12 protein-coding genes are annotated in these 11,657 nt (G+C 37.3%); 2 read left to right on the top strand and 10 right to left on the bottom strand.

Translation table 11 applies throughout. The features are described 5' to 3' along the window. Positions 1-2 precede the first annotated feature (2 nt). The 8 genes from NOV28_RS01885 to NOV28_RS01850 all read right to left on the bottom strand — a co-directional run bounded on the left by NOV28_RS01885 (position 3) and on the right by NOV28_RS01850 (position 7,564). Positions 3-1,055: a M20 family metallo-hydrolase gene (locus NOV28_RS01885; protein ID WP_255926992.1), complete on the bottom strand. Its 1,053-nt coding sequence runs from the start codon at positions 1,053-1,055 to the stop codon at positions 3-5. Continuing rightward, complete coding sequence (argB, locus tag NOV28_RS01880; RefSeq protein WP_255926990.1) at positions 1,055-1,843, bottom strand: acetylglutamate kinase; 789 nt, start codon at positions 1,841-1,843, stop codon at positions 1,055-1,057. Before argB ends, NOV28_RS01885 begins: the two co-directional genes overlap by 1 nt. 1 nt (position 1,844) lies before the next feature. Then, entirely contained in the window at positions 1,845-2,798 is a 954-nt protein-coding gene (locus NOV28_RS01875) for a Rossmann-fold NAD(P)-binding domain-containing protein (protein ID WP_255926988.1), read from the bottom strand. Between the two features lie 3 nt (positions 2,799-2,801). Then, positions 2,802-3,941: an aspartate aminotransferase family protein gene (locus NOV28_RS01870; protein ID WP_255926986.1), complete on the bottom strand. Its 1,140-nt coding sequence runs from the start codon at positions 3,939-3,941 to the stop codon at positions 2,802-2,804. A gap of 2 nt (positions 3,942-3,943) precedes the next feature. Beyond that, a complete protein-coding gene (gene argC, locus NOV28_RS01865; RefSeq protein ID WP_255926984.1) occupies positions 3,944-4,918 on the bottom strand; it encodes an N-acetyl-gamma-glutamyl-phosphate reductase in 975 nt (324 codons plus the stop codon). Position 4,919: 1 nt separating this feature from the next. Continuing rightward, positions 4,920-6,110 (bottom strand): argininosuccinate synthase, encoded by a 1,191-nt coding sequence (gene argG / locus NOV28_RS01860; RefSeq protein ID WP_255926982.1) that lies wholly within the window; start codon positions 6,108-6,110, stop codon positions 4,920-4,922. Then, complete coding sequence (locus NOV28_RS01855; RefSeq protein ID WP_305119983.1) at positions 6,098-6,745, bottom strand: N-acetyltransferase; 648 nt, start codon at positions 6,743-6,745, stop codon at positions 6,098-6,100. Before NOV28_RS01855 ends, argG begins: the two co-directional genes overlap by 13 nt. Before the next feature lie 165 nt (positions 6,746-6,910). Further along, complete coding sequence (locus NOV28_RS01850; RefSeq protein WP_255926978.1) at positions 6,911-7,564, bottom strand: CoA transferase subunit B; 654 nt, start codon at positions 7,562-7,564, stop codon at positions 6,911-6,913. 120 nt (positions 7,565-7,684) lie between these two features. On the opposite strand from NOV28_RS01850, the gene NOV28_RS01845 reads away from it, so the two are divergent. Continuing rightward, on the top strand, positions 7,685-9,469 hold the full coding sequence (locus tag NOV28_RS01845; RefSeq protein WP_255926976.1) for an ABC transporter ATP-binding protein: 1,785 nt from the start codon (positions 7,685-7,687) through the stop codon (positions 9,467-9,469). A gap of 5 nt (positions 9,470-9,474) precedes the next feature. Here NOV28_RS01845 and NOV28_RS01840 read toward each other — a convergent pair whose 3' ends face one another. Continuing rightward, on the bottom strand, positions 9,475-10,299 hold the full coding sequence (locus NOV28_RS01840; RefSeq protein ID WP_255926974.1) for a GLPGLI family protein: 825 nt from the start codon (positions 10,297-10,299) through the stop codon (positions 9,475-9,477). Between the two features lie 33 nt (positions 10,300-10,332). Next, positions 10,333-11,037 carry a CoA transferase subunit A gene (locus NOV28_RS01835; RefSeq protein WP_255926972.1) on the bottom strand — a complete coding sequence of 235 codons (705 nt, stop codon included), beginning with the start codon at positions 11,035-11,037 and terminating at the stop codon, positions 10,333-10,335. 248 nt (positions 11,038-11,285) lie between these two features. Here NOV28_RS01835 and rplS point away from each other — a divergent pair, with 248 nt between their 5' ends. Beyond that, positions 11,286-11,639, top strand: a complete 354-nt coding sequence (gene rplS / locus NOV28_RS01830; RefSeq protein ID WP_255926970.1) for a 50S ribosomal protein L19 — start codon at positions 11,286-11,288, stop codon at positions 11,637-11,639. The last annotated feature ends 18 nt before the right edge of the window (positions 11,640-11,657 follow it).

Here is an 11,657-nt window from a genome sequence, read left to right as displayed (position 1 = left end):
TTTTAGAGAATATGAGAGAGAATTTTAATGTATTTTTCGATGCCTTCGGCGAGTTCTTTTTCGTAAATAAATTCATCCGCGGTATGAGAACGCGTGGAATCTCCGGGACCAATTTTGACCGAATTGAAAGGCATTAACGCCTGATCTGAAACCGTTGGCGAGCCGTAAAGTTCGCAGTTTTCTTTCTTCGCAGCCAACACGAAAGGATGATCCAAATTAATACTTGAAGAATTCAAAGCCAAAGATCTGGGTTGAATTTCGGACTCCAATTCATTTCTGAAAATTTCCACAATTTCTGAATTTGAATAATGCTCGTTCGTCCGTACATCCACCGTAAAATGGCATTGATCCGGAACCACATTATGCTGCGAACCAGCATTAACAATCGTCACCGTCGCTTTTACTTTGCCCAAAACATCAGAAACCTTATCAAAACTTAAATTCTGAATTTTCTGAATATCGCGAAACGCTTTATAAATAGAATTATCGTTATTGATGTGAGCCGCGTGAGAAGCCGTTCCTTTCGCTACACAATTCAAAACCACCAAGCCTTTTTCAGCAATCGCCAAATCCATTTTCGTAGGTTCGCCGACAATTGCGAAATCAATTTTTCCTAAATCTTCAAGAATCGATTTCACTCCGTTCTCGCCGGAAATTTCTTCTTCTGCTGTAGCTGCGTAAATTAAATTGTACTTGAGTTTCTGATCATAAAAATGCGTGAAAACAGCCCATAAACTCACCAAACTTGCACCCGCATCATTGCTTCCTAAACCGAAAATTTTTCCGTCTTTTTCAACAGCTTTAAACGGATCCAATGTGTACGCCGAATTGGGTTTAACCGTGTCGTGGTGAGAATTCAGCAGAATTGTTGGCAAACTTTTATCGAAATAAAGATTTTTTGCCCAAATATTATTTCCTTTTCTCTGAAACGGAATATTCTTTTCGCTTAAATATTTTTCAATAATTAATGCCGTAATTTCCTCTTCTCTACTGAAAGAAGGCGTTTCGATGAGTTGCATCAAAAAATTTTGGGCGTCTTTTTTTAAAATTTCCATTAATGTAATATGATGTTTGTTCCCGGTTTTTTCTGATTAAAATAACTTTGTAGCGCATCACTTTTTAGAATTCTTGCTTCTTCCACACCATGATACAACGCTCTGAAAGCCGTTTGTAGCTTAGGAATCATTCCGTCGGCGATTTGTTTGGTTTCTTTCATTTGCGTAAAATCAGCTTTAGAAATTTCTTCAATAACTGAATTTTCATCGGCAATGTCTTTTAAAACTCCATTTTTTTCGAAACAATAAATGAGGTGCGTTTTATAAGTTGCCGACATTGCTTTTGCAATTTCCGCCGCCATTACATCTGCATTGGTATTCAAAAGTTCGCTTTCTTCGCTGATGCTGATCGAGTTGACAACCGGAAAGATATTTTTAGAAATAAAATCATCAAAAACCATTTCATCAACCTTCACAATATCGCCCACAAAACCATAATTAATGACAGAAACATCTCTTTTTTTTGAAACAATACAGTTCAAATCAGCACCGGAAATTCCGATTGCTAAACGATTTTTTGAAGATAAACCCGCAACAATATTTTTATTAATCAAACCCGCGTAAACCATTGTGCAAAGTTCCAAAGTTTCCGCAGAAGTGATGCGTCGTCCTTCCACCATTTGTTGTGGAATCTGCAGTTTTTGGGCGAGTTCTGTTACTTTTTTTCCACCACCGTGAACTAAAATTATTTTTCTTCCCGATGCCGCAATTGTTTTTAAACAAATTTTCAGCGTTTCAGGATTATTAATGGTTTCGCCACCAATTTTTATGATGAATAAATCTTCCATTTTACAACGAATTTTCGAGAATTTTCTTAATGATTAATTGCGCAGAAAGTGTTCTGTTATTAGCTTGCTGATAAATTAAAGAGTTGGCAGAATCCAAAACTGCATCGCTCATTTCCAGATTTCTACGAACCGGAAGACAGTGCATGAATTTCGTTTCCGGATTAGTTTTTAAGAACTCTTCGCCCAAAAGCCAATTTCCTTTTACTTCAGGCATTGCGCCATAATCATCAAATGACGACCAGTTTTTAACATACACAAAATCCGCATCCTTTAACGCTTCTTCCTGATTGTGATACACTTTTACATCACCCGTAAATTCTTTGCTTAAATCATAACCTTCCGGATTTGCGATACAAAAATCGACTTCCGAAGCGTTCATCCATTCCGCGAAAGAGTTCCCAACCGCTTGTGGAAGCGCTTTGATGTGTGGCGCCCAAGACAAAACTACTTTCGGTTTCTGAGGTTTATTCCAGTTTTCGCGAATCGTAATTAAATCTGCAAAACTCTGCAAAGGGTGTCGTGTAGCCGATTCCAGAGAAATTACCGGAACTGTTGCGTATTTGATGAATGAATTCAAAACGAACTCACTGTAATCTTCGTCACGATCTTTTAAACCCGGAAAACATCGCAAACCGATAACGTCACAATATTCACTTAAAACTTTTGCTGCATCTTTGATGTGTTCAACCGTAGAGCCGTTCATCACCGCGTTTTCTGCAAATTCCCAATTCCAGGCATCTTGTCCAGCGTTGATGACCTGAACCTGCATTCCGAGATTCATTCCAGCTTTTTGGCTGCTCATTCTTGTTCTTAAACTTGGGTTTAGAAAGACCAATCCGAGCGTTTTATTTTTCCCTAAATCACTGAACCCGTAAAGATTTTTTTTTAGTTCCAATGCTTCCTGAACGAGGATTTCAGGATTTGATATATCGTGTACTGAAGTGAAATTTTTCATTTTTTAAATTGAATTTAAGACTGATTGAAGAGAAGAAATCAAATAATCCATTTCAGGATAAGAAATAGTAAGTGGCGGCAAAAGCCTCATCGTTAAAGGATTTGAAGCGCTTCCGACAAAAATTTTAAACTCTTCCCTTAATTTTTTTGAAACTTGTGAAGCCGGAATTTCAAAATCGATTCCGATTAAAAGACCTTTTCCGCGGATTTCCTTGATCTGTGGAATTTCATTTAATTTTTGGACTAAATATTTTCCTTTTTGAAGAGATTCTTCAATAAGATCTTCATCAGAAATAATCTCTAAAACCCCAATTGCTGCCGCACAAGCCAAATGATTTCCGCCAAAAGTAGTTCCAAGCATTTTGTGTTTTGCAGGGATTTTCGGAGAAACCAACACGCCACCAATCGGAAAACCGTTTGCCATTCCTTTTGCAGTCGTAATAATATCAGGTTTAACACCGAAATGCTGATGAGCAAAGAATTTTCCGCTTCTTGCGTAACCCGACTGAATTTCATCTGAAATAAAGAAAAGCGAATTTTCAGCACACAATTTCGAGATTTTCGACATCAATTCTTGCGAAGGAATTTGAATTCCGCCAATTCCCTGAATTCCTTCAATGATAACTCCGGCCAAATCCTGAATATTTTCAAAAAAAAGCTTTTCAAACGCTTCAACATTATTCCATTCACAAAAAATAAAATTCGAAGTTTCGTTTACTGGAGCCACAATCGAAGGATCGTCGGTCGCTGCAACTGCCGCGGAAGTTCGTCCGTGAAAAGAATTTTTAAACGTAATGAATTTCTTTTTCCCTGAAATAAAAGATGCAATTTTTAGGGCGTTTTCATTCGCTTCCGCGCCGGAATTACACAAAAAAAGGTTGTAATCTTCATATCCTGAAATTTTTCCGAGTTTTTCGGCCAATTGTTCCTGCAATTTATTAATCACGGAATTGGAATAAAAACCAATTTTATCAAGCTGATTTTTAATTTTTTCCACATAAAAAGGATGCGAATGGCCAACAGAAATCACCGCGTGACCGCCATAGAAATCGAGATATTCGGTTCCGTTTTCGTCCCAAAGTTTGCAGTTTTCTGCCTTCACAATATTTACGGGCATCAAAGGATATACATCAAATAATTTCATGATTAAAAAACAGAAGGTTTAAGATTTAATCCAGCTTTTTCATTAAAACCGAACATCAAATTCATATTTTGGATGGCTTGTCCGGAAGCGCCTTTCAACAGATTATCGATCGCGACATGAACTGCCAGATTTTTTCCTACTTTTTCGATATAAACCACCGCTTTATTGGTGTTTACGACTTGTTTCAGATCAATCGGACTTGCGGAAACGAAAACGAATTTTGAATATTTATAAGCATATTTATAAATTTCCTCGATTTCTGCCTGAGAAAGATTGCTTTCCATCATTAATGAAACGAAAATTCCACGGGTAAAATCACCTCTCCACGGGATGAAATTGATTTCGGTTTTGGTTTCAGAAATCAGTGAAATGCTTTTCTTAATTTCTGCAATATGTTGATGCGTAAAGGTTTTATAAGGAGAAATATTATCATTTCGCCAATTGAAATTCAGCGATTGGTGCAAAGCTTTTCCAGCTCCGGTAGAACCAGTGATTCCTACGCATTGTATTTTTTCAATTTTTTCTTGCTTTAAAATCGGTAAAATCCCCAACTGAATCGCTGTCGCAAAACAGCCCGGATTGGCGATATACGAAGCTTTTGCAATTTTTTCTTTGTTAAATTCCGAAAGTCCATAGATGAATTTTTTATCATTCCATTCTTCATCCACTCGAAAATCATTTCCCAAATCGATAATTTTAGTTTCGGGAGCAATCCGTTTTTCGTTTTCGATAAGCCAGTTTTTGCTTTCGCCATGCGGAAGACAAAGAAAAATCATATCGGCGGGTTGCGCAAGATTTTCAAATTTTAAAGTCGTTTCCCCAAACAAATCTTTATGAACATCAGAAACAAATTCGCCCTGAAGACTTTGACTCGTCACGAAAGAAATCTCTACATTCGGGTGATAAAGCAAGATTCGAATTAATTCGCCTGCTGTAAAACCTGTTCCGCCTACAATTCCTACTTTTATTTTTTCCATGTTAATTCTTGTTGTTTACCTGATGATAAATGCTGAGCGCATTCGAATAAATTTTGGAGAAACCTTTTACGTCAGATTCCGTCCAGGTTTTGTTCATTTCTCCGTAAGAACCGAATTTTGAAGACATTAAATCGTTTTCCGACTCCACTCCGATCAGTGAAAAATGATAAGGTTTAAGTAAAATTTTCACAATACCATTCACGGTTTTCTGTGAAGACTCGAAAAGCATTTCAATATCCTGCATCACCGGATCAAGAACCAATCCATCGTGCAGATAATTCCCGTAGGAAAGACTCAGCTGATCTTTAATGAAAAGTTGGCTTTTGGTTAAGGTGTGTTTTTCCAGCAAATGATGCGCTTTCAAAATGATTAAAGGCGCTGCAGCTTCAAAACTTACCCGACCTTTGATTCCGATAATCGTATCGCCAACATGCGTATCACGGCCAATTGCAAAAGCTTGCGCAATTTCCTGAATGAGCTGAATTGCCTCAATCGGTTTAGAAAATTCTTGACCATTCACCGCTTTGATTTCGCCTTTTTCGAAAGTAATGCTCATTTCTTCCGGTTCAGATTTTGAAATTTGCGTTGGAAAAGCCGTTTCCGGAAGTGACAGATTTGAAGTTAAGGTTTCTTTTCCACCTACAGATGTTCCCCAAAGACCTTTATTGATCGAATATTGTGATTTTTCAAAATTGATTTCGAAACCATTTTCTTTTAAAAATTCTATTTCTTCATTTCTGGAAAGTTTCAGATCACGAATCGGCGTGATGATTTCAATTTCGGGCAAAAGAATCTGAAAAATAATATCAAATCTCACCTGATCATTTCCCGCGCCTGTACTGCCGTGAGCGATGGATTTTGCACCAATTTTTTTAGCATAATTTGCAATCGCTGTTGCTTGAAAAACCCTTTCAGAACTTACGGAAAGCGGATAAGTATTGTTTTTTAAAACATTTCCGAAAATTAAATATTTGATGCATTTTTGATAATAATTCTCCGCATCATCGATTACATGGAAAGATTTTACGCCCAATTGATAAGCGCGTTCCTCGGTTTTTTTTATTTCTTCTTCAGAAAATCCACCAAGATTGACCATCACCGCATGCACTTCTAATTGCTTCACTTTCGAAAGATAAACGGCACAAAAAGAAGTATCGAGTCCGCCACTGTAAGCTAAAACTACTTTTTCCATAACATTGTTTTTATTTTTTTAAATTTTGAAAACAACTTCTGGTCATTTTCTGATTTGATATTATTAGCACTTTCTTGAGATTGATGTTCCTCCGGATTGTACAACATCGCTGTACAAAGGCAGTTTTTTCGATCTTTACTTTTTAAAATTTCAAAATTCACGCAACTTTGACAACCACTCCAAAAGACATCATCTTGAGTTAATTCAGAATACGTAACCGGCTTGTAACCCAAGCTGCTATTGATTTTCATGACCGCCAAACCTGTTGTAAGACCAAATAATTTTGCATTGGGATATTTTTCACGTGAATAGGAAAATATTTTCTGCTTAATCGCTTTTGCCAAACCATCTTTCCTGAATTTTTTGGCGACAATTAAACCCGAATTGGCTACGTATTCTTTATTGCTCCAGGTTTCGATGTAGCAGAAACCCGCCCACTCACCTTCAGCTGAAAAAGCAATTACCGCTTTTCCTTCTTTAATTTTTTCTTCAAGATAAGATGCCGATCGCTTTGCAATACCGGTTCCGCGCTCTTTTGCCGATTCCTCAATTTCTTTTAAAATCGCAGGAACAAATTCAATATGCTGATTTTCAGCAATTTTAACTATAAAATCATTATTAAAATCCACTTTCATCTAAATTAAAGCGCAAAATTAGATAATTTTTGTTTAAAACAAACTATTTATAGATTTTATTTTTAATAATTAAGGAAATTTAGATTATAATATCTACAAAACAAAAAAAAGCACAGATAAAATCTGCGCTTCTTTCACAATCAATGATAAAATAAATTCGTTTTCTTAGAAAACCATCTCCGGAATTTCTCCCTCAATAATTAAATCGGCTTCGGTAGCCTTCACGATATCTTCAACGGAAACTCCCGGCGCTCGTTCCAAAAGCTTGAAACCTTTATCAGTCACTTCCAAAACAGCCAATTCCGTAACTACCTTCTTCACACAACCCACTCCAGTTAAGGGAAGCGTACATTTTTTCAGAATTTTACTTTCTCCAGCTTTGTTTACATGCATCATCGCAACAATAATATTTTCTGCGGAAGCCACCAAATCCATCGCGCCACCCATTCCTTTCACCATTTTTCCAGGAATTTTCCAATTGGCAATATCACCGTTTTCGGAAACTTCCATTGCTCCAAGAATCGTGAGATCCACTTTTTGGCTTCGAATCATTCCGAAACTAAAGGCAGAATCAAAGAACGACGCTCCGGGAAGCGTAGTAATCGTTTGTTTTCCGGCGTTGATAAGATCTGCATCTTCTTTGCCTTCATAAGGAAAAGGGCCCATTCCAAGCACTCCGTTTTCACTCTGGAATTCCACAGAAATATCCTGCGGAACATAGTTTGCGACCAAAGTTGGAATCCCAATTCCGAGATTTACGTAGTAACGATCTTTTACTTCTTTAGATATGCGTTGAGCGATTTGTTCTTTGGTAAGCATGTTTACATTGTTTGTTGCTAATTTAAATAAAGTTTAGGTAATACAAAAATGTAGATAAAAAGACGGAGAAATGAAGTAAATTTGCCGATTCATTTAGAACCAAAACCCTTTTCAGAATATATGAAAACCCTATTATACTACCTCAAACCGTACAGAACTTTACTTTTTATATCGCTTGCATTGGCGGCGGTCAATCAGGTTTTCTCGTTGTTTTCACCGGCTATTACAGGAAATATTCTCGACCGATTCGTTACGCATCCCGGATTTTTCGATAAAGAAAAAACACTTCCTCGTAATATTGACCAATACATCTACGGCACAGATGCCAACCACGGCATTCTATATTTTCTTGGTCTTTTAATCGGAACAGCAATGGTAAGCCGTATTGCGAAGGCTTTTCAGGATTATGCGGTTAATGTAATTATTCAAAAATTTGGAGCCAAAATATTTACCGATGGTCTGCAACACTCTATGCGTTTGCCATATCAGGAATTCGAAGATCAAAGTAGCGGTGAAACCCTATCAATCCTGACAAAAGTGCGCACCGATACCGAGCGGTTCATCACCAGTTTTGTGAATGTGTTTTTTGGAATTATCGTGAGCATTATTTTCGTTTCCATCTATGCCATCCGACTACATTGGAGCATTATGCCGGTTTATATCGTGGGGATTTTCGTGATTTCTTTTGTGACCAATATTTTAAGTAAAAAGATTAAATCGATTCAAAAAAATATCGTTTCCGAAACCAATGCACTCGCCGGAACCACCACCGAAAGCTTGCGTAATATCGAGATTGTAAAGAGTTTAGGACTTACCAATCAAGAAGTTAAACGATTGAACAACAATACCTACAAAATTCTGAACTTGGAGCTGAAAAAGGTAAAAAGCATCCGTTCGCTGAGTTTCATACAAGGAACAATGGTCAATTTCCTGCAGCAACTTATCACGCTGACGCTACTTTTGCTCATCTTCAAAGACATCGTTTCGCCGGGGCAATATTTGTCACTGATGTTCTACGGATTCTTTATTTTCGGGCCTATGCAGGAAATCGGCAACATCATTATTTCTTACCGTGAGGCTCAGGCGTCGCTGAATAATTTTGACCAATTAATGAAAAAATCGCCGGAACCAAGTCCGAAAAATCCAAGGAAAATAGGTGCCATCAATGATTTGGAATTCAGAAATGTGGCATTCAAGCACCAATCAGCGCAATACAAGGCCCTGAATCGAATATCCTTTGAAGTGAAAAACGGAGAAACCATCGCATTTGTAGGACCAAGCGGTAGCGGCAAATCTACTTTGGTAAAAATGCTTGTAGGACTTTACCGCCCGCAGGAAGGTGAGATTTTTTATAACCAAATCCCCGGAAAAGATTTTGATTTTGATGAATTGCGCAACCAAATCGGATTCGTGACTCAGGATACCCAACTTTTCGCCGGAACCATCCGTGAAAACTTGTTGTTTGTAAATCCCAATGCTACCGATGAAGACATCCGTACGGCATTAGAAAAAGCAAGCTGTACCAACCTGCTGAACCGTGCTGAAAAGGGTATCGAAACCGTTATCGGCGAAGGTGGACTAAAACTTTCAGGCGGTGAAAAACAGCGCATCGCGATTGCAAGAGCGCTTTTGCGTAAGCCGCATCTTTTAATTTTTGATGAAGCCACTTCAGCGCTGGACAGCATCACGGAAGAGGAAATCACAGCGACCATCCGAGAAATTTCGCTTGAAAAAGAACAGATTACAGTACTTATTGCACACCGATTGAGCACCATTATGCACGCCGACCGCATCTTCGTCCTAGAACGTGGACAAATCATCGAAACCGGCTCACACGAGGCTTTACTCAACGAAAAGGGACTGTATTATGCAATGTGGAGACAACAGATTGGGGAAAGAAAATAGGATTATTATTTAAAAACGGGCGCTTTATCTTTTTCAATAAAGATATATCGTCCTTTAATGCCATTTTGTAGCATTTGCTTCTTTTTGTTTAGTTCCGCAACACTTTCTACTGTTTCGTTTTTGAAAGATGCTTTGCCACCATCTTTTATTTGGGATGAAAACATTCTGACAGGATCAACGTAAATATCCTGGATGTATTCATTGAATTTCGCATTAGTAACAGGAAGCGCTGGCTTGCCGTAGTGAGTTTCTACAAAATCCTTAGTATCAAAGGTTTTTGTGAGTTTTATATTCTTAATCAAACGATAGGAAAAATCTTTATCACTATCTTCCAGTGAAAAAATAAGTCCAGGCAAACCACGAAATTTATACGGCCCTTCAGAGATGTTGATGTCTTTAGCAAACCATGCAGTCCAATCTCTACCACCAAACTGTGTAGTCGCTTTCTGTAGTTTATAACCGTCTATCGTTTGCGTTTCGGGCAATAGCTTCCATTTCATTTCATCATTACTAATTACTTTGAAATAGTCGAAAAAATCTCTGTATTGTAAATTTTTATTGGTGTTAAATTTTCTCACCAAAACCTGATCGGATTTTGTGCTGTACCGTGATGAATATTCATTTCCTCGCTTATTTAATGAATCATATTTTACAAATTCATAATCGTAAAATTTCACCTCATCTTTATTGATATCCAATGTCATCAAATCCGTCCTATAGGCTTCCGCCGGATTATTTCGGTATTTCATTTCGTAGATAAAGCGGTTGGTCTGTGCAAAAGTTATTTGGCTGCACAAAATGAATAATATTGTGAAGGTTAAGTTTTTCATGTTAAATAACAAGATAATGTAAATTCAAAGAAATTAATTCTCTTTCCTTCTTACTGTTCTTTGCTCAATTCTTTTCTCGAATTTTTCACCTTGGAAAATTCTTTGAACCATAATTCCCGGGATGTGGATTTCATTGGGATCCAATTGTCCTGGCTCTAAAAGTTCTTCCACTTCAGCGATGGTAATTTTTCCTGCTCCCGCCATTGGAAAATTAAAATTTCTGGCAGAACCTTTGAAAATTAAATTTCCAGCATGGTCGCCTTTCCAAGCTTTTACAATAGAAAAATCTGCTTCATATGCATTTTCTAAAATATGCATTTTCCCGTGAAATTCTTTGGTTTCTTTTCCTTCGGCAACTTCAGTTCCGTAACCGGCAGGCGTATAAAAAGCAGGAATTCCGGCTTGTGCAGCGCGGCATTTTTCTGCTAAAGTTCCTTGTGGAGTGAGTTCTACTTCCAATTCACCAGAGAGCATTTGTCTTTCAAATTCGGCATTTTCACCAACATAAGAAGAAATCATTTTTTTGATTTGCTTTTTTTGCAATAAAAGTCCAAGCCCGAAATCATCCACTCCGGCATTGTTTGAAATACAGGTTAAATCTGTAACACCGCTTTCTACCAAAGCTGCAATTGTATTCTCAGGAATTCCGCACAATCCGAACCCACCCAACATGAGCGTCATGCCACTTTGGATCCCTGCGATGGCTTCTTGAACGTTTTTTACTCTTTTATCGATCATTTTTTATTGAAATTTTATGGCTTGAAATTACGAATTTTTTAATTATCTTCTTTGGATTCTTACAGATTAGTACAGATATTTTTTGAAGCAGATTTAAAATCTCCACGAAATTGAAAATTTAAAAAAAATATTTTCTAAAGTGTTGGCTGTCAGAAAAAATTGTTTTATTTTTGCAACCTGTTAATCAACCTCTGACGAAGGACGTGAAAGTTGGTTAGCTCGACAAAAACAATTTTTTACAAAAAAAAATGGATTTAGTAAAGTACGTACAAGACAAGTACATCACAAAAAAAGAATTCCCAGAATTCAAAGCCGGTGACACCATCACTGTGTATTACGAAATTAAAGAAGGTGCTAAAACAAGAACTCAGTTCTTTAAAGGTACTGTAATTCAGTTGAGAGGAACTGGCCTTACCAAAACTTTTACCATCAGAAAAATGAGTGGTGATGTAGGTGTAGAGAGAGTTTTCCCATTGAACATGCCTGCTCTTCAAAAAATTGAATTAGACAGAAAAGGTAAAGTTAGAAGAGCAAGAATCTACTACTTCAGAGACCTTAGAGGTAAAAAAGCGAGAATTAAAGACGCTGCTTACAAAAAATAATTCAGACAACAACAATAG

This window comes from Kaistella montana, assembly GCF_024436175.1.
Classification (GTDB): Bacteria; Bacteroidota; Bacteroidia; order Flavobacteriales; family Weeksellaceae; genus Kaistella; species Kaistella montana.
The sequence above is the reverse complement of the archived record's forward strand: the minus strand, read 5'-3'. Positions and strand labels throughout refer to the sequence as shown.

What these genes read in the sequence shown, in the direction of transcription:
- NOV28_RS01885 (WP_255926992.1), bottom strand. Translation starts at nt 1,055, where the DNA reads ATGGAAATTTTAAAAAAAGACGCCCAAAATTTTTTGATGCAACTCATC.
- argB (WP_255926990.1), bottom strand. Translation starts at nt 1,843, where the DNA reads ATGGAAGATTTATTCATCATAAAAATTGGTGGCGAAACCATTAATAAT.
- NOV28_RS01875 (WP_255926988.1), bottom strand. Translation starts at nt 2,798, where the DNA reads ATGAAAAATTTCACTTCAGTACACGATATATCAAATCCTGAAATCCTC.
- NOV28_RS01870 (WP_255926986.1), bottom strand. Translation starts at nt 3,941, where the DNA reads ATGAAATTATTTGATGTATATCCTTTGATGCCCGTAAATATTGTGAAG.
- argC (WP_255926984.1), bottom strand. Translation starts at nt 4,918, where the DNA reads ATGGAAAAAATAAAAGTAGGAATTGTAGGCGGAACAGGTTTTACAGCA.
- argG (WP_255926982.1), bottom strand. Translation starts at nt 6,110, where the DNA reads ATGGAAAAAGTAGTTTTAGCTTACAGTGGCGGACTCGATACTTCTTTT.
- NOV28_RS01855 (WP_305119983.1), bottom strand. Translation starts at nt 6,745, where the DNA reads ATGAAAGTGGATTTTAATAATGATTTTATAGTTAAAATTGCTGAAAAT.
- NOV28_RS01850 (WP_255926978.1), bottom strand. Translation starts at nt 7,564, where the DNA reads ATGCTTACCAAAGAACAAATCGCTCAACGCATATCTAAAGAAGTAAAA.
- NOV28_RS01845 (WP_255926976.1), top strand. Translation starts at nt 7,685, where the DNA reads ATGAAAACCCTATTATACTACCTCAAACCGTACAGAACTTTACTTTTT.
- NOV28_RS01840 (WP_255926974.1), bottom strand. Translation starts at nt 10,299, where the DNA reads ATGAAAAACTTAACCTTCACAATATTATTCATTTTGTGCAGCCAAATA.
- NOV28_RS01835 (WP_255926972.1), bottom strand. Translation starts at nt 11,037, where the DNA reads ATGATCGATAAAAGAGTAAAAAACGTTCAAGAAGCCATCGCAGGGATC.
- rplS (WP_255926970.1), top strand. Translation starts at nt 11,286, where the DNA reads ATGGATTTAGTAAAGTACGTACAAGACAAGTACATCACAAAAAAAGAA.